General features: G+C 53.5%; 15 protein-coding genes. 3 read left to right on the top strand and 12 right to left on the bottom strand.

Annotation, left to right across the window (positions count from 1 at the left end; translation table 11 throughout):
• Positions 1-137 precede the first annotated feature (137 nt).
• The 5 genes from K7P01_RS07300 to K7P01_RS07280 all read right to left on the bottom strand — a co-directional run bounded on the left by K7P01_RS07300 (position 138) and on the right by K7P01_RS07280 (position 5305).
• The gene (locus tag K7P01_RS07300) at positions 138-1190 is read right to left on the bottom strand and encodes a hypothetical protein (RefSeq protein ID WP_267291363.1); all 1053 of its coding nucleotides are present in this window, start codon (positions 1188-1190) and stop codon (positions 138-140) included.
• A gap of 7 nt (positions 1191-1197) precedes the next feature.
• Positions 1198-1965, bottom strand: a complete 768-nt coding sequence (locus K7P01_RS07295) for a hypothetical protein (RefSeq protein WP_267291361.1) — start codon at positions 1963-1965, stop codon at positions 1198-1200.
• On the bottom strand, positions 1949-2536 hold the full coding sequence (locus tag K7P01_RS07290; RefSeq protein ID WP_267291359.1) for an RNA polymerase sigma factor: 588 nt from the start codon (positions 2534-2536) through the stop codon (positions 1949-1951). Before K7P01_RS07290 ends, K7P01_RS07295 begins: the two co-directional genes overlap by 17 nt.
• 61 nt (positions 2537-2597) lie before the next feature.
• A complete protein-coding gene (locus tag K7P01_RS07285) occupies positions 2598-4952 on the bottom strand; it encodes a PspC domain-containing protein (RefSeq protein WP_267291357.1) in 2355 nt (784 codons plus the stop codon).
• Positions 4949-5305, bottom strand: coding sequence for a PadR family transcriptional regulator (locus tag K7P01_RS07280; protein ID WP_267291355.1), 357 nt, complete (start codon positions 5303-5305; stop codon positions 4949-4951). Before K7P01_RS07280 ends, K7P01_RS07285 begins: the two co-directional genes overlap by 4 nt.
• Positions 5306-5663: 358 nt before the next feature.
• On the opposite strand from K7P01_RS07280, the gene porU2 reads away from it, so the two are divergent.
• A complete protein-coding gene (gene porU2 / locus K7P01_RS07275; protein WP_267291352.1) occupies positions 5664-10580 on the top strand; it encodes a putative type IX secretion system sortase PorU2 in 4917 nt (1638 codons plus the stop codon).
• Positions 10581-10588: 8 nt separating this feature from the next.
• On the opposite strand, the gene K7P01_RS07270 is transcribed toward porU2, so the two are convergent.
• The 4 genes from K7P01_RS07270 to hemA all read right to left on the bottom strand — a co-directional run bounded on the left by K7P01_RS07270 (position 10589) and on the right by hemA (position 13528).
• Positions 10589-11200, bottom strand: coding sequence for a LemA family protein (locus K7P01_RS07270; RefSeq protein ID WP_267291350.1), 612 nt, complete (start codon positions 11198-11200; stop codon positions 10589-10591).
• Between the two features lie 121 nt (positions 11201-11321).
• The gene (gene paaD / locus K7P01_RS07265; RefSeq protein ID WP_267291348.1) at positions 11322-11798 is read right to left on the bottom strand and encodes a 1,2-phenylacetyl-CoA epoxidase subunit PaaD; all 477 of its coding nucleotides are present in this window, start codon (positions 11796-11798) and stop codon (positions 11322-11324) included.
• A 12-nt stretch (positions 11799-11810) separates the two neighbouring features.
• On the bottom strand, positions 11811-12266 hold the full coding sequence (locus K7P01_RS07260; RefSeq protein ID WP_267291346.1) for a DinB family protein: 456 nt from the start codon (positions 12264-12266) through the stop codon (positions 11811-11813).
• Positions 12267-12268: 2 nt separating this feature from the next.
• Entirely contained in the window at positions 12269-13528 is a 1260-nt protein-coding gene (gene hemA / locus K7P01_RS07255) for a glutamyl-tRNA reductase (RefSeq protein ID WP_267291344.1), read from the bottom strand.
• A 271-nt stretch (positions 13529-13799) separates the two neighbouring features.
• Between hemA and K7P01_RS07250 the strand changes: the two genes are divergently transcribed.
• The gene (locus tag K7P01_RS07250) at positions 13800-14738 is read left to right on the top strand and encodes a helix-hairpin-helix domain-containing protein (RefSeq protein ID WP_267291342.1); all 939 of its coding nucleotides are present in this window, start codon (positions 13800-13802) and stop codon (positions 14736-14738) included.
• Between the two features lie 60 nt (positions 14739-14798).
• Complete coding sequence (locus K7P01_RS07245; RefSeq protein ID WP_267291340.1) at positions 14799-18806, top strand: AAA domain-containing protein; 4008 nt, start codon at positions 14799-14801, stop codon at positions 18804-18806.
• On the opposite strand, the gene K7P01_RS07240 is transcribed toward K7P01_RS07245, so the two are convergent.
• From K7P01_RS07240 to K7P01_RS07230, 3 genes are read right to left on the bottom strand one after another with little or no spacing between them, the layout of a single operon-like run.
• Positions 18800-19672 (bottom strand): aldose 1-epimerase family protein, encoded by an 873-nt coding sequence (locus K7P01_RS07240; protein ID WP_267291338.1) that lies wholly within the window; start codon positions 19670-19672, stop codon positions 18800-18802. The two genes, K7P01_RS07245 and K7P01_RS07240, sit on opposite strands and share 7 nt — an antisense overlap.
• A gap of 10 nt (positions 19673-19682) precedes the next feature.
• Complete coding sequence (gene uxuA / locus K7P01_RS07235) at positions 19683-20852, bottom strand: mannonate dehydratase (RefSeq protein ID WP_267291336.1); 1170 nt, start codon at positions 20850-20852, stop codon at positions 19683-19685.
• Between the two features lie 33 nt (positions 20853-20885).
• Complete coding sequence (locus K7P01_RS07230; protein WP_267291334.1) at positions 20886-21887, bottom strand: endo-1,4-beta-xylanase; 1002 nt, start codon at positions 21885-21887, stop codon at positions 20886-20888.
• Between the last annotated feature and the right edge of the window lie 104 nt (positions 21888-21991).

Raw genomic sequence — 21991 nt, 5'->3', positions numbered from 1 at the left:
AGGGATTTGCGGGGTTGCATAGAAAGAAACAACCGAAAAAATAGAATACGAGCAGGTAACGACTGTTAGTTAAAAACGCAACGCCCCGGCACAGGGTGTATGGCCGGGGCGTTTGTACACGTATGGGTATAAGGATTTTAAAAGATCACACCGAAGCTGAACGCGTTCAGGTCGGGACCTTTACGATCGGTAAAGAGCTTGTTGATGTCGTAGTTGAAGAACAGGTCTGTTGAATGAAAGCCGAGCTGTAACCGCGCGCCATAACGCAGATTGTTGAGGTAAAAGTTATTGCGTTCTTTTTCCTTCTCACGATCGCCATCCACCGAGTACACCAGTTTGGAGTGGCTGCCGATGCGATAGCCAATATAGGGGCCGATACCGATGCGAAAGGCGCTGCCACCCTCCCAGACACGTCTACGCTGATCGTTGTCGTCGAAGTCAAACATGGGTATGAGCGATGCCATAACATACGATGCGGATAGTTTACTTTTCTTGTAGTTGGCATCGGGTATATCGGCGGCCGTAAACGTCACGCCTTGATCCGTTTCCGTAATGAGTACGTCGTCGTCCTGGAATTTAAAGTTATACCAGCTTAGGCCAAGAGCCCATTCGAGAAAGAAATTACGGGCCATGCGCGATCGCTGTGTAGACCACACACCGACGTACCACGAGCCCCACGGACGAACCCCATACTTTTCGTTGCTCGCGTCCGAGAAGCTTCCGTTAGCGATATAGTTGTTAATGCCTATATCGAAGTTTGTCGACTGCCAGGTGCGGCCCCAGCGGCGGCCATGCATATCGATGTGAATGTCGACGTGCTCATGCTCGCCGTCGTTGTAGGTTTCACCGTCGCTATACGTGCCACCGTCGCGCGGATTGCCATCCTCGTCGTAGCGGCCGTCGCCTTTGCGTGTCCAGTATACTTCTTCACTGTCGGTCGATTTTACCGTATCGTTCCGCACCAGCGCGGAGGTATCGTTCGCTTCGAGCTTGGTGAGGACATCGTGAAAGAGCTGATTGAAATTGTAGTGCTTCAGCTGTTGGATGTCGCTGCGGTCGCGGATGGTGAAGATCACGCGGCTGGTTTTGGCAAGCTCTACAATAATGGTGTCGTTCTTTTGTTCGGGCTGCTGGGCCTGTGCTACGATAGAAAGCACGCAGGCCAGTACGCATAGGGCTGTTGTTTTCATACACTCGTTACTTGTTTTGTCCACGTTTATCATTCTTGAAATTCAGCGCCAGAATCTCATTCTTTTTCAGCCGCAGATCGCCGATCGGGTCCTGGTTGGTTTTCAGGTCGCGTGCTTTCTGTAACAGCTTCTTAAACGTAGATGCATCTTTACCGTCTTCGGTTGCTTCATCTAAACTATTTTTATCGAGGTATGCTTCTGTCTCACGTGCGTTAAATACTAATGTCATGCTGCGTTCCGATACTACAGCCGTATTGGGCGGTGTAGTGACAGCAGATGTTTTATCAACCGTCGTTGCGGGTGTCTGTACATCGGCGATCAGGGGTGCTTCGGTTTGTGCGGGTATCGCTTTATCCGGTGCCGGTACAGATACCGAAGTCTCCCCCGTGGGGTGCGTCGGCGTCACGATGCGCTTGGGTGTTGTTGCGGTATTAGCCGTATAGGTATCGCGTTGTGCAGGAGCCGGCGCGGGAATTTCCACGTGCGCTATTGTCTTCGTGGAGGCCGTGTCAACCGCAGTCGGTACAGGTGTTTGTACGTACGGCGTGTGACCCTGATCGGCCACCGGGCCGATGGTGGTGTCATGGTGCCAGTATAAATAGATCGCCGCGCCGGCTGCCAGCGGCAGCAGGATCGATGCGGCCATCTTCCAGGGAGCTACCCGCCGTGCGGGAGGCTGCAGCCCCTGGCTGATACGGTCCCAGGCAGCCGGGGGCACCGGCCGTGAAAGACCGGACAGCTTATCGCGAAATAATTTGTCAGGTTGTTGATTCATGATTGCTGGCTTTTTGGTCAGACGGCCACGCGTGCTCCGTCAATCTCTTTTGCAAGTATACCCGTGCGCGGCTTAATTGTGACTTCGAGGTGTTCTCGGCAATGCCGAGCTGTTCGGCAATCTCTTTATGTGAATATCCATCCACCGCATACAGGTTAAATACGATGCGGTACCCCGTGGGCAGCTCGTGGATGAGGTTTAGCAGATCTTCGGTTTCGAGGTGGTCGGACAGATTGTGATAATCGGGTTCGTGCGAGGCATGCTCCAGGTCGGTTTCAAGGTACATCGACCGGTTGCGACGCAGGTGGGTGAGGGCTTCATTCACGACAATGCGGCGAATCCATCCTTCAAAGCTACCTTCTTGTTTGAATTGCCCGATTTTATCAAAAACCTTCATAAAAGCCGTTACCAGTACGTCTTCGGCCTCCATGGAGTCCTTGACGTACCGGTAGCAGAGCGCGTACATTTTCGGCGCAAAGGTTTCGTACAGGTGTTTTTGCGCGCTGGCATCACGCTTTAAACACCCCCGGATAAGCTCATCTTCTTTTGCGCGGTAGATCTTGAGTTCCATTTAAGTGGTACACAACGAAGATGCAACTTTACTGCCGGGGGTTGCACGGCCTGTTTATTTTTTATTCATCCTGCGTCACATGCGGGTTGCCGCGGTATTCCACCTTACTGACAAAATCTTTCTCTATTTGCAGATTCTCGGTCACGTTCACCTTGGCAGACGACGCCCCGCTAACCTCCACGGAGGCATCTTTCGTCGTAAAGCGGTACGCTTCCAGCGACGACAGTCCGCTGAGGTCGGCGTGCATGGTATCGCCGTTGCCTTTCAGGTCCAGGTCGCAGGCGCCGGAAAGATCCAGCGTCAGATCCAGTGCCTCCATTTCGCCGTGGCCGCTGATCTTACCGCTGAACTCAATATTCAGATGCTCCGAGCGGAAGCCGGTAAAGCGTACTTCGCCTTTGCCTTGTGCACTCAAGCTTTCCAGGGCGGGCAGCGTCAGGCGTATCTTCACTTCTTTCAATAGATCTTCGGCCCTAAACTCGTGGTTGTTGTCGTAATCGATCACGACGGTGCTGCCGTGATGCTCGACACGGTATTTCGCTTTTTCACTTTCCGAGCCGTCGATTTCCAGTGTGTATTTGTCACCCCGGGTGATTTCCAGGTCAAATAGACCATCGATTTCCACCTGGTTGATCTCGTCATCAAACTCGGTATCGGTGGCATCTGCTGCGGGGGCTGCTACCGGCGCCGGGCAGCTCAGGCATGAGAGGCCGTCGGGCGTCATGCGCCAGGTCTCATTGTCAAGCGCTTCGCTTTCGATGAATTGCGTGATAAAACGTGCTACGTCCTCTGTCATCGTGAACGGATAGTCGTATGGAATGAACAAGGTCATCTTGAGGCGCTGTGCACGGAAGATAGCATCGTCCCGAAAGGTGATATTCGAGTCGAATGTGAAGATCGAATCTTCCACCACCACGTTGTAGTCAACCATCTGTGCGTTTTCAATCGCCGCTTTGCGGCTGCTGCCTTGTGCCTCAAATTCCTGCACCAGTTTGATCTCTTTACCATTGTAGCCTTGCAGCGACAACCAGATCTCGTCGTAATCGTCCATGCCCGTTTCGTTCATACGGAACACTGCACGTTTCGCCGTGATGGGATATACCGTCTCCACACGGTGTGTGCCTTCTTCCTTGAAGTCGAAGATCAGCTTCGGTACACCCAGCGTCAGCGCAACTATGCTGACAAAGAACAATACGAACAAGGTCCAGCCAGCGGCGCCACCAAAGGTGATGCGTTTAGAGACGGCCGAGGCACCCAGCAAGATGATAAAGATGCAGGGAATGAAGCAGGCCACAAACCCGGCGATCACAATCCAACCTGGGAAGGCTCGCGTCATGGCCTCTACCGGCAGCGTAAAGTGCTCGCTGGCAAATGTCGCGGTAGACAGGTAGCCCAGCGTAATGCCAGCGGTGAGTAGTGTTGCGAAAGCCAGGGCTACGCCCAACAGGATAATAACGATGCCGACGGCTACACGCAACACTTCTACCAGTGGGCCAATTACTTTTGCCAATGCCAGCAACAGCATGGCCAGCAAGCGGAAGGGCAACAGCAGTATTTTGGCCGCGGCGCTTTCTTCCTTATCAGGATCTTCCTTTAGATTTTTTTTTATGGTCGACTCAATGTTCGAGAGCGTTACCGGCTCGCCCTGCATCTGCATACGTTCCGTCAGGCTTTTTGCCTCGGGCACGGCAATCCACAAGACAATATAGACCACGAACCCCAGGCCGCCGGTAATCGTGAATACTATAAAGAGAACACGAACGATCAGGATGTCGATACCCAGGTATGACGCGATCCCGCCCGATACGCCGGCCAGCACTTTGCTATCGGGATCGCGGAACATCTTTTTATCCACCTGTGGTTCCTCAAGCGTATAGGAGCCCGGCAGGATGATCCACAACACGAGATAGATCACCACACTCAAGCCATAGGCAAAGGTCACCACGGCAAACAACAACCGGATCCAGAGGGGGTCAATATTAAAGTAGTTTCCCAACCCGGTACACACCCCGCCCAGTATCTTGCGGCGCTGATCGCGCATGAGCGGTCGCGGTGCGGAAGTTGCTCGCGGGCCGGTGCCAGCGTAGCTATCGTCTGTCGCAGGGCCGGTTGACGCCGACGTATTTTTAGCCTGCGGGGCATCTTGTTCTTCGGCGGCTTTGAAGTCGCTCACGCTACCCATGGTAGTCATCAGGAACGTTACATCTTCTGCCGTAATCACCTGCTTGCCTTCGTTCAACTTGGAGAGAAATATCTCGGCAATGCGCCCTTCAATATCGGCCATGATTTCGCTGCTGTCTTCGAACGAAGAGAAATACTTGGTAATCGAGTCCAGGTATTTGCGCAGGTTGTCGTAACCATCTTCTTCGATGTGGAAAATGATGCCGCTGATGTTTATGCTGATGTTCTTTTTCATATGGTCTCGGGGCGTGAGATATTAGTAGATTTGTTGGTGATGGTTTGCGTAGAGTGGACAAGGTCGTCCCAGGTTTCTGTCAGCTTTTCCAGGAACTTGCTGCCTCGGTCCGTCAGCGTATAATACTTGCGCGGCGGCCCCGACTTCGACTCGATCCATTTGTACTCCAGTAGTCCGGCATTTTTGAGCCGGGTGAGGAGGGGATAAAGTGTTCCCTCTACAACTATGATCCGCGCGGCTGTAAGCTCATCGAGCATGTCTGACGCATACACTTCGCCGCGCGAAATGATGTGAAGGATGCAGTACTCCAGTATTCCTTTTCTCATTTGTACTTGCGTGTTTTCAAGGTTCATACATCCTGTTGTTTACTATGGTATTATTAACGCAAGGGTACTATGTATGGCCAAGTACTTGCAACGAAAACTTAAAAAAGCTCATTTTTGAGCTAATTTCGAATAAATTTTTTTTTGATGCCCTTCGAGAGGCTTCATAATTCAATAAAAATTGTCCAGAAGCGTACAGGAATTCTGATAAAACCGTACAGAATTTCAGCCCCGGCAGCCCTGTTTCGGCAGTCGCAATGCCAGCGTCGGCGTGCTCCCCAGGCCTGTAAAGCGGAGTTACGCTGCGGGCAGCGTTTTTTACTTACGTTTTGGCTTTACAACGTATTCATTTTCGTTTACGCCAGCACATGGCTATTTTAGGAGTTGCATGAGAAAGAGTATTGCGGTATTGGGTGTGCTTTTGACTTTTATAGTAGTGTCGGCGTCTGGTCAGATCGGCAACGAGTGGATCAATTTTAGTCGACCTTATTACCGGATTTTGGTCGGCAAAGACGGGATCTATCGCATGGACTACACCGCCTTGCAGGCTGCAGGCATCCCTGTAGGCGCCATTGACCCGCGCACGCTCCAACTTTTCCACCGCGGCATGGAGCAATCCCTGTACGTCGCCGGCGAAGCCGACGGCCAGTTCAATGCATCCGACTACGTCGAGTTTTACGGTCAGCGCAACGATGGTAAGCTCGATGCCAGCTTGTATAAGCCTGCCACCCTGCAGCCTCACGCGTACTACAATATTTTCAGTGACACATCCGCATACTTCCTGACCTATGGTACGTTGGTGGGCAAGCGCATGCGCCAACTCACTCCTGCCGATCCTGGACTGCCGCCCGACGAGCATCACATCGATGAAAAGCTGTTGGTGAATACCAACTTCTATTCGACGGGCACCAATTTCGACTCCGATTTGCAGAATTCCTATTTTGATCAGGGGGAGGGCTGGACCGGCTCGCAAATAAACATGGGACAGTCGGCAGACTATACCCTGACGGGCATTCAAAACATGGCAACTGCCTCCGGGCTGCCGCAGCTCGAAGTATTGCTGGTCGGACGAGGTATGATGGACCACCGGGCCGAGATTTATGCTGGTGGACGCTTGCTAACGACGGTGACCTTCTCGGCCTTTAATGCCTATAAGTTTACAACAGATATCGATTGGAATGATATCGTGTCAAACGCCCTTACGGTGCGGGTGCGGGTTATTGGCGTCACCGCGTCAGACCGCATGTGCGTATCGTATGTCCGACTGCGTTACCCACAATCCATGGACGCCGGCAATGCTACGGAGAAGATTTTTCGATTGGCAAGCAAAAGTTCAGGTGTCTCTAATATAGAGGTACAAAGCGCTGTTGCCGGCACGCGGCTATTCGATATTACCGATCCGGATAATGTTAATATCATCAGTACAACGACAGCGGGCACTACCGTAAAAGCCGCTGTGCCGGGTACGATCCAATCGCGTCAGCTACTGGCGACGACGCTTACGTCTACCGCGTCGCTGCGGGCGGTGTCGTTTCGGGAGATCATACCGACCTCGAATAATTTTGTCATCATCAGCCATCCTTTGCTCCGCACACCGGCCGGTGGTTATGCCGACCCGGTAAAAGCCTATGGTGGCTATCGCGCGTCGTCGGAAGGCGGCGGATACGACACGATAGTGGTCAACGTCGAGCAACTATATAACCAGTTCAATTACGGTGAGAAGTCGCCGCGGGCCATCTTTCAGTTTATGAAGTACCTCGCGCTACGCCACCTGCCCCGGTATCTGTTTCTCATCGGCAAGGGGTTGGATGCAAGCTACCGGTACAATCGGGGTCCTACCCCCTTTATTCTCTTTAAAGACCTGGTACCCTCCGCCGGTATGCCAGGTTCAGACGCGTATTATACCGTGGGACTTGGCGGGACCACGCACAGTAACGCTGTTGCCACGGGACGCCTGACGGCCATGAAACCCGACGATGTCGCGGCGTATCTCAACAAAGTGATAGAGACCGAAGCGCGCCCCTTCGATGACCTGACACGCAAACACCTTTTGCACCTCAGCGGGGGCATTGAAGAAGGCGAGCCCGCGCTCTTTCGCGCGTTCATGCAGGATTTTGCCAAGATCGCCGAGAAGTATTATCTCGGTGGGCGCGTATCCTCCATTGCCAAGCGTTCGGTCGATATTGAGCTGATTAACATTGCCAACGAAGTAAACAAGGGCTTGGGGCTGGTGACTTTCTTCGGACACTCGTCGCCGAGCACACTCGACTTTGACATCGGTTTTGTGACCGATCCCATCATGGGCTATAACAACGCCGGTAAGTATCCCATGTTGCTCATGAACGGCTGTAACGCTGGTGCCTTCTTTTTATATTCAAAATTGTTTGGCGAAGACTGGGTCATGGCTCCCAATAAGGGCGCTACTGGTTTTATCGCACACAGCTCGTATGGCTTTGTATCGAACCTGCGGTTTTACACTCAGAAAATCTACGAGGTAGGCTTTGGCGACTCGACGTATATTCACAAAGGCATCGGCGACATCCAGCGCGAAGCCTGCCGTCGGTATATCGAGTACGCCGGTGATTATATAGGCAATACCACCCAGGTGCAGCAGATGGTATTACTGGGGGATCCGGCAGTGCCGCTGTTCGGTGCGCCGAAGCCCGATCTGGAGATCAACAATAATAACTTCTTCGTCTCGTCTTTTGACGGAGGTCCGGTCACCGCGCAGACAGATTCTTTTGCCGTGCGTATGATTGTGCGCAACTTTGGCCGTGCGCAACAAGACACGATCCGCATGGAAGTAAAACGCTACCTGCAAGACAATTCCGTTATTGTCTATGATTCCTTATACCCGTCCACGTTATACAGCGACACCCTCACGTTGGTGGTGCGCAAGGGCCGTGAGTCGGGTGGTGGCAACAACCGCTTTGAAGTCACCATAGACCCGGAGAATGTGCTGCCGGAGCTGAATGAAAACAACAACACAGCATCGATCGAGTGGCTGATCCCGTTAAATGGAACACACAATCTTTTTCCCGGCAACTTTTCGATTGTGCATACTGCCGCGGTCGACCTGTCGTGGCAGGCAACGGACCTGCTCTCGGGCAAGCGGTCCTTTGTTGTAGAAGTAGACACTGCCTACACATTTAACAGCCCCTATAAAAAACAATTTACGATAGAAGGCACGGTGTTGGCGCGACAGGTCTTACCGATGCTGGCCGCCGACACGCTGGTATATTATTGGCGTACAAAACTGGCCGAGCCGCTGGCCGGCGAGAACGATACGTGGACCACTTCCTCCTTTACGTATATTAAAAACGGCCCGGAAGGATGGGCACAGGTAGATTTTCCCCAGTACCTGGAAAACGCGGCGGAAGGTCTTGTGCCGGATGCCGTAGCGCGCCGGTTGGGCTTCCGTAAAACGATTACGCCTTTTACAGTGCGGAACATGGGTGGCAATTACCCCGGCGGCACGGCACAAACCGTTAGTGTAAAGATCGGTGGCGCGGAGTATAATCTTTTTACACAAGGGTTTTACTGCCGGATGAATACACTCAACCTCATAGCGTTCGATCGGCGCTCTACCGTGCCGTACCTCGGCGTGCCCTTTACCTGGCGCAACCGTGCCGGTCGTGCATGTGGCCGGGAGCCCTGGGTGATCAACAGTTTTGTGTATTACGATATGGTCACCGACAACAAAGGCGACCTGATCAGATACATCGACAATATTCCCGCGGGCGATTCCGTGCTGTTATATACCATGGGCGATCCGTTGTACCAGCTGTGGCCCGCGGCGGCGAAGGCCAAGCTCGGCGAGCTCGGGTTGTCACTGGCACAGGTGGAGGCCTATCAGTTGGGAGAGCCGATGATCGCTATCGGGCGCAAAGGCCTGGCGCCGGGTACGGCCAAAGTATACCGGGTAACGGGATCACCCGCCAACCAGCAAGCATTGGAAGTAAACGGTACCATCACCGGCGGCTATACATCGGGCAATATGCAAACGGCGCTCATTGGCCCCGCGGTTGCCTGGAACTCCTTTGTGTTCGATCCTGCTGCGCTGGACGCAGGCGATGCCGCAGTGGCCGACATTCTTGGGGTGAAGGTCAATGGAGAAGCAGTCTCGCTGTGGACTGACCTGACGGCCAACCAGGACCTCTCCGGCATAGACGCCCACGAATACCCGTACCTGCGCATTGTATACCGCACGCGCGACGATGTAGACCTGACGCCCGTACAATTGCAACAGTGGCTGGTGCTCTATACGCCCGCCCCCGAAGGGCTGTTGGTATACCACGGCGACGCTATTCCGCACGCGGTAAAGGAGGGCGACGCCTGGCCCGGTTCGTATAGCTTTGTCAACATCAGCGACAAAACCTTTGGCGACTCGCTCACGGTGCAATACGAGCTGTTCAACCAGGACCAGCGATTCTCACAAAAGGCGACGATGAAGATTGCTCCGCCCGCGCCGGGTGACACGACACATTTTATCGTTAGCATCCCCACGGCCAATCGCCAGGGCCTGAACGACGTCAACGTGTTTGTAAACCCGCGTATTCTGCCGGAGCAGTATTACGAGAACAACCTGCTGGCGCTGCCCCGTTACCTCGACGTACTGCAGGATCAATTTAACCCGGTGCTGGCCGTGACCATCGATGGCCGCTATGTCGAGAACGGCGACTTTGTCTCGGCCAATCCCCTGATCGCGGTGCGGATATGGGACGAGAACCACACCATTCTAAAAACCAACACCGATGGAATCCGCATGTTCCTGACGTATCCGTGCAGCAATGAGCCTTGCACGCCGGTGCAAGTCACCCTGCAAAGCGATTCGGTCACGTGGCAACCCGCTACGGCAACAACAGATTTCACGCTACAGGTAACACCCCGCAATCTGCCCGACGGTAATTATACCTTGCAGGTAGAGGGCACAGATGCGCGCGGCAATAGCAGTGGCGCTGACCCTTATTTGCTGAGCTTTACCGTCACCAGCGACGAGGCGCTAACGGTTTCCGAGCCTTATCCTAACCCGTCTTATGGCGATGTATACTTCCGCGTGGTACTGTCAGGGCAGAGGTTGCCCGGCGATATTTCATTGGAAATCATCGACGTCAACGGCAAACAGGTAGCGCTCTTTCCACGCGAGGCATTTGCCGATTTCCACATCGGTGTTAATCGCCTGCGGTGGGACGGTCGTGATTTAGTGGGCAACGTGCTACCGGCAGGGGTTTACGTATACAGGTTACGGATGGCAACAGAAAAGACTGGCGTAAGCCGGAATGGTAAAATCTTATTGCGTCGTTAAACGGGAGATTATTCTTTTTCGTCGGCTACCATCTGAAAGAGGGGTTTCTTTTCGATGGTGGGCTGGATGTCTATGGCGCGAATGTCTTCGCGATTTTCTTCCAGGAATCTGTTGTAGGCAGCCACAATGGCGTCGTATTCATCGCGATAAATGTATACGCGTTGGTCGGCCATGCGGATTTCGTCGGCTAGTTTTTGCAGCGTGGAATTATACTGAAATTGTGGTTGCGACTCGGCCGTGGTAATAAGCTCGGTGACGAGCGAGTTAGAGGCGAAGTCGTATTCTTCCACCACATCGGCGTTGGCCATGGTTTTTTGCGTATAGCGCAGGCGCAGCAACTGCTCCAGGCGTTGCTCGTAGCCTTCGAGTTGCTCGGGATCGGCCGATGCGGACACTGTCAGCTCGTGGAGTAGGTTGTGCATGGCCTTTACCTTCTGATTGTCATCATGGATCATGATATTCCACGCCAGTAACATGCTATCTTGAAGCCCCAGGTAATAATCCGTCAGCGAATCCAACCGGGTAAAGGTGGTTTGCTGGCGCGGTGCGTTCCGGTCACCGCAATTCAGCAGTGTCAGCACGCAGCCGGTAATCATGATACCAGAAAAGAGAGATCTCATAACTCGTTATAGTGGGCTCAGGGTGAGATACGATGCAAAGAAAGAAAATGTTGTTGAGGATGAGTGCGTTTTGGTAGATAAGTATGATTTCGTGCTTTTTTGAACGATTCAGGGCCCTGATTTATAAGGTTTTAAACTGTTCAAATGCCTCTCTGCAATCGTAACAGTAATGAATGGAACGACAACGTGTAGCACCAAACAAATTTCGGAGCTCGGTATTGCTACCCTGGCAGCGCGGGCAGGTAGATTTTTCCAGTATATCGAGGTCGGTGACCACCCCCGACACCGGCGGGGCCAGGCCAAACGCTTGTAATGCGCGTCTGCCCTTTTCGGTAATGCGATCGGACGACCACGGTGCATGATATTGTATCACAATGTGTACATCGTGTACGTTGTGGTGCGCCAGGGCTTCGGTAATTTCCTGCTGCATTAAATCGAGCGCAGGACACCCCACAAACGTAGGCGTCATTTCGATTTGCACCTTCCCGTCGTGTATGGCGACGGACGTGATCACCCCCAGGTCGACCAGCGATAAGACGGGGATCTCGGGGTCTTTTACCTCCTCCAACCAATGGTATATTTCCGGGACGGTGGGCATCTGCATATCCTGTTATAACGCACCGGGGAAGATCTGGTTCAAATGGTGTTTGAGATGGCGTATATAATCGCTCGCCAGCCATTCGAGTGTATGAAGGGTAGGTGTATTTTTGCCCGTATTGCAGGTCAGTGCGTAGCGTGTTGGGGACATGGTGCTGATGAGATGCGCCATGCGGTCGTTCAGCAACTTCCATAGCAGGATCAGCTCTTCTTGTGGCACTTCCTGGTAGCCCTGCAAGGCCACCCACTGGTCCTGATCATAGACAATGTTAGGGGGAATGTTTTCGTATTGGGCGCAAATAAAACGGCGCAGGTTGTTGTGTGCCGAGTCACAGAGATGACCGAGTGTTTCTTTTTTACTCCACTTCGTCGGGAGGGGTTTGTGCGTAAAGTCGTGTTCGGGAACCTCGCGGAGGCGATCCGCGAAGACATGAACCAGCTGGAGCAGTTCTGTTGCTACAGCGTCCAAGGTTATTTCTTTTCGGTTACGCGTTCCAGGTTAAAGAGCTCGTGCAGCATTTCGGTCAGCGATTCGGCATCGCCACGTTTGCAGGCAGCCTTCAGTTGAAGCACAGGATACTTCAGTATCTTCTGCATCAGCGAGCGGCTCATCTCTTCCAGTTTTTCGGCTTCTTCCGGCTTCGCATTTTTCATGTAGCGAACCAGTTCTTCCTGGCGGATTTTTTCGAGCGTGTTCTTCAGCTTCTGAATCGTCGGAGAGACGATCATTTCCTTGGACCAATCTTCGAACTCGGCAATGGTCCCGCGGATCATTTCGCGAATGCGGGGGATAGAAGCTTTCCGTTTTTCAACGGCTTCGTTTGTTTTCTCCTGGATATCGTCCAGGTTGTATACAATCGCACCGGGTATTTCTTCGATCGAAGGCTCTATGCTGCGGGGCATGGACAGGTCGATAAAGAATTTATGCGACAGAATTTTGATGTCTTTCAAAAGCTCGCGGGTTACGAGCGGCTCGTTGCCTGAGACAGAGCTTATAATCACGTCGGCCTTGGTCAGCTCCTCCTGCAGGAGATCGATCGGGCCCGCGCGGAAACCACATTTTTGCGCCAGCTTTTCAGCTTTGTCCGTCGTGCGGTTCAGGATCATGACGTTTTGCAGGCGCGAGTTGACCAGGTTCAGGCAGAAGTCCTGACCGATCTCGCCGACGCCCAGTACCAGCACTTTGGGCTCGCGCAGGGACATCGTTACATCTTCGGCCAGCTCTTTGGCAGCGTAAGAAATAGAAGCGGCTCCGTCGCGGAAAGATGTTTCCTGTACAACGCGCTTGTTCAGGAAGAAGATGGTGTGCATGAGGCGGTGCAGAAAAGGCCCCGCCATGTTTTCGTCGGCGCTCCACTGATAGGCATTTTTCACCTGACCAGAAATTTGTAAGTCGCCTACCACCTGGGCATCCAGGCCGATCGCTACTTCAAACAGGTGGCTCACCGCATTCAACCCTTCCAGTTGGCTGAAGTGTTGCTCAAAACCAGCGTCTATTTGTTTAATAAGGGCAAGTCCTCTGAAAATTTCCGTGGAATAGTCCTTTTCGGACACGTAATAGATTTCTGTGCGGTTGCAGGTGGAAACCACCAGCACGTCCGTCGTTACCGCATAGTCACGAATGAAATTCAAAAACTGCTTGACCCCTGCCTCATTCAACGAAACCTGCTCGCGCACGGCAACCGGAGCGGTTTTGTAGGTCAGCACTAAAGCTTTAAAATTCTGTGTCATTTCGAAGTACAAAAGTAAAACCTGATTGAAGATCAAGCATGATAATTGTCACCCGTTATTTAATTTAGAATGTGTATAAATAGAGTGAACTATCATCAGATCAGTCTTTTACGGGGCCAGCACGCTTTCGGTTTTGACGTTGGTGGATTATATTTCCGTCAGGTGTCCGTGTACGCTTCTGGCGCCGGTCAGGCAGTGTTCACAAGACGAGATTTTTTGTGTCCGGGCTGCCTGCCAATTTAAAAACACTGTCCTTTCACCGTTAGTTGCCATGAAACATCTGAAACACGGCTTCCGTTCCGCTCTTGGTTTCTCCCGCGCGCAGGCTAGTGGCTTTGTTCTGTTGGCAGCAGTGATACTGGGGTTTATATTTTCAGGGGTACTGTATGCACCATCCCATCCGGCCGCGGAAGATCAGGATGCTACGCATGTTCTTGACAGCTTGCTAGCCTGTTGGGATGAGGTAGTAATGGATACGCTCGCGACGACCGCCCCGGCAACCAGCGAAATAAATGGGGAACCGTTTCGTTTTGATCCCAACAAACTTTCAGTGCAAGAACTGCAAAGCGTAGGGTTTTCACCGCAGCTGGCAAAACGCGTGGTACGGTATCGCGAGGCGGGAGGAATTTTTCGTAGCCGCAAAGACCTGTTGCGGATTTACGGCATGGATACGGCGCTGTACCGCCGGCTGGAACCCTTCATCCAGCTTCCGGTCGAACGTGCGTTGCCCCGGAAGACCTGGCAACCCTACCCGTCTGTGGCAACCCGGAAGGCCGAGCCTTTCGACCTGAACCTGGCGGATACAGCGCAGTTGAAAAAGATCTTTGGCATCGGCGACAAGCGGGCGCTGCGGATTGTGGCGTACCGTGAAAAACTGGGCGGCTTCGTGTCTATTACGCAAGTTGGGGAAATTTATACCCTCGATTCGGCCGTTGCGGGACGCCTGGTACAGGCATCGTTTGTGTCAGAAAATTTCCGGCCGCGGCGGATCGATATCAACAGCGCGGACGAAAATGAGCTTGCCGCTCATCCGTATTTATCGAAGTCTGCCGCCCACGCCCTTGTGGCTTATCGATTTCAGCATGGAGAACTCATGGCCCTTTCAGATCTTGCTAAGATACAGGTCCTTGACACCAAGACCATTCAGAAAATCGCACCATATTTGGAGTTCCAAATATACCATCACCCGACACCGGACACGGAACGATAAACGATAGTATTTAGTTACTTATAGCTTACAGCGCAGGGGGCTGCCCCGATGACACGACACATGCCAGAGAACACGAAGCATATTCTTCAAACCTACTTACGCAGGCTTACCAACCTGTCGGGAAATAGCCGTTCATTATTGCTCCTGCGGCTGCATGCCGAGCAGCTGATGGACCTTCATACCCTCAGCTTCCTGGCCGGAGACCGCTCGTTCGAGATCATCCGTTCGCTCATGAGCGGACGTGGCCGTAAGATCGCCCAGGTGCTCGACAGCCGGATGGAGGCTAACAACGAGGCCAGTAAAAAGCTCAAGAAGCTACAGCGCATCGACCAGTTCCTGTACGAAGAGCGCGGCTCGAACGACCTGCACGTTGGCTGGCCCTTTGTGCACGGTAAATTTTCCGATGGCACCAACGTGCGCTGTCCTTTGCTATATTTCCCGGTGTCCCTGGTGCAGCAAGGTGCACATTGGGTATTAGAGCCCCGCGCCGATGCCGGTATAACCTTTAACAAATCTTTCCTGCTGGCGTATGCCTACTATAATAAAGTAACCCTCGACGAGAACCTGGTGGAGGCCACTTTCGATGATTTTGATACCGACAGTACCGTGTTCCGCACGCAGCTATACCAGTTGCTGCGCGACAAGATCGAACTCAACTTTAACTCCGATAACTTCCGCGACGAGCTGATTACATTCCAGGAATTTAAGAAGGAAGAATTCGAAGCGACGCACGGCAACGGCGAGCTCAAACTATATCCTGAAGCGGTGCTCGGGATATTTCCACAAGCAGGATCACAGCTTGTGCCCGACTACCTTACCCTATTGGAGAAGGACAGCATTGCCGACCTGGAAGATTTCTTTGCCGGCAAGTCTTCAGTGGCAGAAGCGCCGCGTGTACGCGAAGAGAATTTATACACGCCTTTTGTACTCGATGCGTACCAGGAGGCGGCGATCAAAGCCGTGAAGCATGGCCGCTCGATTGTGGTACAGGGCCCTCCGGGTACTGGCAAGTCGCAGATGATCTGCAACCTGCTGGCCGATGCCATGGCCGCGGGCAAACGTGCTTTGCTGGTCTGCCAAAAGCGTGCGGCATTGGATGTGGTCTATAAGCGCATGGCGGATGCCGAGCTCGGCGACTTCCTCGGGTTGATTCACGATTTTCGCAACGATCGCCAGGATTTGTATTCGAAGGTTGCTCGGCAGATCGATCACATCGATACCTATAAAACGTTAAACCGGGGTGTCGATGTTATTCAGCAGGAGCGCCGGTTTTATCAGGCCAGCCGCCGCATCGATCAGATTACGGAGGAGCTGGACGACTTTAAAGCAGCCTTGTTTAGCGACACCGAGTGTGGTCTTTCGGTGAAGTCGCTGTATTTGTTGTCTGACCCGCATGCGCCGTCTGTCACCCTGCGACGGGAGTATCCAAACTTCCGCTTTGAAGACCTCGATGTCTTTGTGCGCAAGCTGAAGCTTTATACAAACTACGCCGCGTGGTTTGAAGGCGACGATTACCTGTGGCGTGAACGCAAGTCGTTTGCCGGCTACAGACCCGGTGACGAGCGCACGATCGAGCAAACCGTCTACGACGTCGTCGCCTACCAGAAACAACTTTCACAAGAGCTGTACCGCTTGCTGGGCATCGCCATGAACCTCGAAGACTGCGCGTCGCTGCGCGTGCGCGAAGACGATATCATGGGTATGATCACCGTGCTGAAAGATGACGAAGTATACCAGTACTTCCAGTCCATGATGCCCGAAAGCGACGACGAGACCAGCATGTTATGGCTGTCGAACATGGAGCGTGTGAGCATGAACTGCTACCACGACGAAGCTCCCGAGACGACCGTGCCCAGTGATCAATTGGGCATCTTCCAGGAAGCATTGCAACAGCGCATGGATGCCCGTGGCAACCTGATACGACTGGCGCGTTGGGAGCTTTTTTCGGAAAACAAGTTCCTGGTAAAACGGGTGCTGGTAGCCAATGGCCTGGCCTACAATGCGACGGGGCTGAACGTGCTGGAGAAACGAATCGATAGCCGGCTGAACCTGGAGCATCACTTAACGTCGCTGAAAACCAAAACGTGGCTGATCAATCTGCCGGTGGGATACGACCGGGTTGCTCTCAAGAAGTGGTTTGAGAAAAAGAAATTGGCCATTCGCGCCAAGCTGGTCTTTAACAGCTTGCGCGAACTGCGCGAGGTAGTAAACGTCCACAAGTATACCCGTGCGGAGTTTGTCGACCTGATGCGGCAATTGCTGCGGGTGGTAAGTGATGTGCCGAAGAAACGGGCAGCCTGGCTGGAGTACCTTTCGCCGTACCAGCTGCGGCAGTTGGTCCTGGACCCGTCGCTCGCGGCGCCGATGACCAGCGCACTGCGCAACGACTTTGATAACCTCTGCGACTACGATAAGCTCAAAGATGAATTGGTATCGCACGAGCGCGAGGTGGTCAATAAACTGTTTGAAGCCACCCAGGAGTGGGACGCCCCGCGCCTGGAAGCGCTCTTCCGCAATAGCCTGGGCCTGGCCTGGATCGATCACATTGAAACGAAATTCCCGGTGCTGCGCGCCGTGTCGTCGTTGCAGATGTACCAGTTGGAAACAGAGCTGCAAGCCCTGGTCGCCGAGAAACAAAAACTGAGTGAGCAGATATTGGTGGTCCGTGCGCGCGAGCGGGTATACGAAGGTATTGTAACGAACCGGTTGAACAATCGCGTGACGTATCGCGACCTGCACCACCAGGTCTCCAAGAAGAAAAAGATCTGGCCCATGCGGAAGGTGATCTCCACCTACGAGGATGAGCTATTTCAATTGATACCCTGCTGGATGGCGTCACCAGAATCGGTGTCCGCCATCTTCCCCATGCAGGAACTGTTTGATGTGGTGATCTTTGATGAAGCGTCGCAGTGTTTTGCTGAGCGCAGCATTCCAGCGATGTACCGGGGCAAGCAAATAGTAGTAGCCGGCGATGACCAGCAGCTTCGCCCCAACGAGCTTTACCAGGTGCGATGGGAAGACGACCGTGAGACCCCTGATCTGGAAGTAGACTCTGTGTTGGAGCTGGCCGGACGTTACATGCACACCGTACACCTGCAGGGCCACTACCGCAGCCGTTCGTTGGAGCTGATCGACTTCTCCAACCGTCATTTTTATGGCAACCGTCTGCAGCTCTTGCCCGATAGAAACTATATCAATCGCAACCAGCCTGCTATAGCGTATGTAAAAGTAGACGGCGTGTGGGAGAACCAGGTAAATCCGGTGGAGGCCAACGCCGTCGTGGAGCAGGTCATGGCGCTGCTACAGCAACAGGCCAACAAAGAGATTGGCGTGGTGACGTTTAATGCGCCGCAGCAAACGCTGATCCTCGACTTGCTGGAAGCCGCCCTGCAACGGGAAGGCCGGGCAATGCCAGCATCGGTGTTTGTAAAGAACATCGAGAACGTACAGGGAGACGAGAAAGACATTATTATTTTCTCGGTAGGCTATGCGCCGGATAAGAAAGGCAAGATGATGATGCAGTTTGGTAGCCTGACGCAAGCCGGCGGCGAGAACCGACTGAATGTAGCGGTCACGCGTGCACGCGAGCGAATCATACTGGTGACCAGCATTTGGCCGGAGCAGCTCAAGACCGAGGAGGCCAGGAACGAAGGCCCCAAATTGCTGCAACAATACCTGGTATTCGCCCGCGAGGTGGACCAGGGCCGCTTTGTGCCGCAGAACCATTACCCAGTATCGGAAGAGGCAAGCCCTTGGTATCTCAAAGATCGGCTGCGCCAGTGGAGTGCCGAGCGCCTGAATGATATCGCTTTCCAGATCAATGCTTTACCCTTCTCGGATGTCAGCATCCGCCAGCAGGATCAATATACCGGCATCGTGCTGACAGACGACGTTCGGTACCAGCAGAGCTTGTCGGCGAAAGATGCGCACGTCTATACGCCTGCGCTGTTACAACAGAAAAACTGGAGCTATAAAACGGTCTATAGCCGCAATTTCTGGAAGGATCGCGAACGCGTGGAGCATGAGCTGATGTTATTGGCGGGCAGCCAGCAACCGGCCGCTCAATAAAAGCGTGCCGTCCAACGGCGTGACCACTCCCTGCCGGCTTCGAGTTGTTCGATGCCTTCTTTGACGGTAAGCTGCTGATTGTGGTCCACGCTGTCGGCAATGCCGCACCACGGCTCGATGCAGACAAAGTCCGCGCCGGGCGCAGCCCAGAGCCCCATATAGGGAAATTCGGTATAGGTAAAATCCAATCCATGTGCATGTTTGTCGGATCGCAGCGAGATGACATCCGACCGTAGATCTTTCAACACAATTGCATCGTTTTCAAACAGTTTATGCTGCAACGTAATACGGTTTGTGTTTTGTAGAAATGGCTGTGGTGTGGTTTCCAGTAAGCCCTGTGTGCTGATAGGCCAGCGGGGGGCGTCTTCCGTCAAGGTAAAAGCAAGGTAATGATCCTCGTACTGCGTGCCTGCCACCAGCGGTACCCGGAAGGCCGGGTGTGCGCCCAGCGAAAAATACATCGTAGTTGGACCCGCGTTTGTTACCGTATAGGCTACCTGTAATGCATCTTCCAGTAACATATACCGTATGCGCAGCTCGAACGGAAACGGATAGCGGGTGAGCATGTCTTCCCGGCTGCGCAACAAGAATACGGCGCTGTCGCCGGTTTGTTCCTCCACCTCAAAGACATGGTCCCGGGCAAAGCCGTGGCGCGAGAGCGTATAGGCCTTGTCGTTATAATAATAGGTGTTGTTTTTTAACGTTCCGACAATCGGAAATAACACGGGTGACGTCTTGCCCCAAAAGGCCGGGTCGCCGTTCCACATATACTCCATGTCATGCTGGCGATGGCGAATACTGTATAATTCGGCGCCTTTCTCGTGGATGCTGACGGTGAGGTGTGTGTTCTGAATCGTGATGCTCATGGAAATAAGGTCATTTATGAATAAGGAGCCGGATGCCGGCTTCCAGGCCGCGCAGCTCGGCCAGGCCACGTAAGCGGCCAATGGCTGAGTAGCCGGGATATGTTTTTTTCTTCAGGTCGTCCAGCATTTGGTGGCCATGATCGGGACGCATCGGCAGTGATACTCCGCGGCGTTGTTGTAGCAATACGATCTCACGCATGACTTCGGGCATGTTGGCGTCACCCTCCAGGTGGTTGGCTTCGTAGAAGTCGCCTTTGTAGTCGCGCTGTGTGCTGCGCAGGTGTAGGAAGTGAATACGGTCGCCCAGACGGCGCACCATGCCCGGCAGATCGTTGTCGGCGCGTGCGCCGTACGACCCTGTGCAGAAACACAAGCCGTTGGCAGTCGAGGGGACAGCCGCCAATAACGTCGCAGCGTCTTGCTCGGTACTCATGATACGCGGCAGGCCTAAGATGGGATACGGCGGGTCGTCGGGGTGTATGGCCAACTGTACCCCTGCGCGCTCGGCAACCGGTGTCACTTCTTTTAGGAAATGAAGGAGGTGCTCACGTAGCCTGGTCGCATCGATTCCTTTGTATTTTTCGAGGGCCGCCAGGATCTCCGGTGCGGTGAACGGATCGTCGCTGCCGGGTAGTCCAAGCGTGGCATTGTGGAAAAGCTTTTCACGCTCCGCTTCGGTCATGCTTTCAAAACGCTGACGAGCGGTTGCATGCTCGGCATCGGTATAATCTTTCTCCGCTCCGGCACGCTTGAGGAGGAATAGGTCGAAGGCAATAAAGGCTGCACGCTCGAAGTATAGGGCTTTGCTGCCGTCGGGCATGGGGTAGGCAATGTCCGTCCGCATCCAGTCGAGCACAGGCATAAAGTTATAGGTCACAACGCGCAGGCCGCAGCGGCCGACGTTTTGCAAGCTTTCTTTGTATTGATCGATGTATTGTTGATACGGACCGGTCTGGCGTTTGATGTCCTCGTGCACCGGCAGGCTTTCAATAACCGTCCAGGTCATGCCGGCCTGTTCGATCTCGGCCTTGCGTTTTTCAATCTCGGCAACGGTCCATACGTCGCCAACGGGAATGTGGTGCAATGCCGTGACCACGCCGGTACAACCGGCCTGGCGTATGTCGGCAAGGCTGACAGGGTCCTTCGGACCATACCAGCGCATCGTCTGTTCAAGCATCATGTGATAAAGGTAATTGTTATTCGTGAATTGTTCTTATCGTGCGACGGTACCGATCACGTCGTAGTACACGTTCTTGGGTTGAAGTTGTTGATCAAATAAGAGTGGATAGTTCTTGCGTCCTTTTACCGGGTACTCGTCCAGCCAGGTGCGTCGGTCAGACACATTCCAGAAGGTAACGCCGGTGATGGCGTTTTTATACTGCCGGAAAATGTTAAACACGCGGGTGTATTGTTGCCGTTGCTGCGCCTCCAGTGCCGGCGTGAACGCTTCCGACTCGTCAGCACGACGCGCCCGGGGGAATTTCTCCCACCGGTAAATGGATACATCCAATTCCGTAAACTGGATGGCCAGCGAGAGCGAGGAGAATCGGTCGAGGGCGGAGCGCAGCTCTTTTTCGGATGGCTCGAAAATAGACCAATGCCCCTGCAACCCTACACCGTGTATCGGTACGCCGGCGTCTTTCAGTTTTTTAAGCAAGCGGTACACGCGTTCCCGTTTCTCGGGGCGCTCGGTGTTGTAGTCGTTGTAAAAGAGTAGCGCCTCGGGGTCGGCGGCGTGGGCATATTCGAAAGCTTTGGCAATAAAGTCTTCACCGCAGAGGGTGTACCAGGGAGACTCGCGCAGGAACTTGGTGCTGTCGTCCGCAATGGCTTCGTTTACAACGTCCCAGGCATAAATCTTGCCGCGGTACCGGCTCACCACGGCAGTGATATGCTCGCGCAAGCGTTGCAACAATACTTCGCGCGTTACCGTCTTGCCGTCGGCGCCTGTAAATAGCCACGCCGGAGTTTGTTCGTGCCAGCAAAGCGCATGCCCTCGCACTTTCAATCCATGTTCCTGGGCAAAGCGCACGATGGCGTCGGCACCCGTCCAATCATAGCGGTTCTCCTCAGGATGGATCGGCCCCATCTTCATTGCATTCTCCGGCGTGAGGCTGTTGAAGTGTTTCAGGATCATCGCAGCCTCGGGACCCTGCAGGCTGCGGGGTGACACCGCCACCCCGATAGGATAATAATCACGGAAGTGATCTTTCAAACCCCTGTCATCGGTTGGAGGTGTTTGCGCGTGTGCGAAAGATAAACTGCCCGCTAAAAGCGCAAGGGGTAGGAATGTGGAGGGTATAGTCATATCGATTAGGG

It is taken from the genome of Parachryseolinea silvisoli, from assembly GCF_021190955.1.
In the GTDB taxonomy this organism is placed as follows: Bacteria; Bacteroidota; Bacteroidia; order Cytophagales; family Cyclobacteriaceae; genus Ohtaekwangia; species Ohtaekwangia silvisoli.
Note: the sequence above shows the minus strand (reverse complement) of the source record. Positions and strands in the feature narration are given on the sequence as shown.

Coding starts and splice junctions, on each gene's coding strand:
- K7P01_RS07270 (WP_267291350.1), bottom strand. CDS start 11,200: ATGAGATCTCTCTTTTCTGGTATCATGATTACCGGCTGCGTGCTGACA.
- hemA (WP_267291344.1), bottom strand. CDS start 13,528: ATGACACAGAATTTTAAAGCTTTAGTGCTGACCTACAAAACCGCTCCG.
- K7P01_RS07290 (WP_267291359.1), bottom strand. CDS start 2,536: ATGGAACTCAAGATCTACCGCGCAAAAGAAGATGAGCTTATCCGGGGG.
- paaD (WP_267291348.1), bottom strand. CDS start 11,798: ATGCCCACCGTCCCGGAAATATACCATTGGTTGGAGGAGGTAAAAGAC.
- K7P01_RS07280 (WP_267291355.1), bottom strand. CDS start 5,305: ATGAACCTTGAAAACACGCAAGTACAAATGAGAAAAGGAATACTGGAG.
- uxuA (WP_267291336.1), bottom strand. CDS start 20,852: ATGATGCTTGAACAGACGATGCGCTGGTATGGTCCGAAGGACCCTGTC.
- K7P01_RS07250 (WP_267291342.1), top strand. CDS start 13,800: ATGAAACATCTGAAACACGGCTTCCGTTCCGCTCTTGGTTTCTCCCGC.
- K7P01_RS07240 (WP_267291338.1), bottom strand. CDS start 19,672: ATGAGCATCACGATTCAGAACACACACCTCACCGTCAGCATCCACGAG.
- porU2 (WP_267291352.1), top strand. CDS start 5,664: ATGAGAAAGAGTATTGCGGTATTGGGTGTGCTTTTGACTTTTATAGTA.
- K7P01_RS07285 (WP_267291357.1), bottom strand. CDS start 4,952: ATGAAAAAGAACATCAGCATAAACATCAGCGGCATCATTTTCCACATC.
- K7P01_RS07295 (WP_267291361.1), bottom strand. CDS start 1,965: ATGAATCAACAACCTGACAAATTATTTCGCGATAAGCTGTCCGGTCTT.
- K7P01_RS07245 (WP_267291340.1), top strand. CDS start 14,799: ATGCCAGAGAACACGAAGCATATTCTTCAAACCTACTTACGCAGGCTT.
- K7P01_RS07300 (WP_267291363.1), bottom strand. CDS start 1,190: ATGAAAACAACAGCCCTATGCGTACTGGCCTGCGTGCTTTCTATCGTA.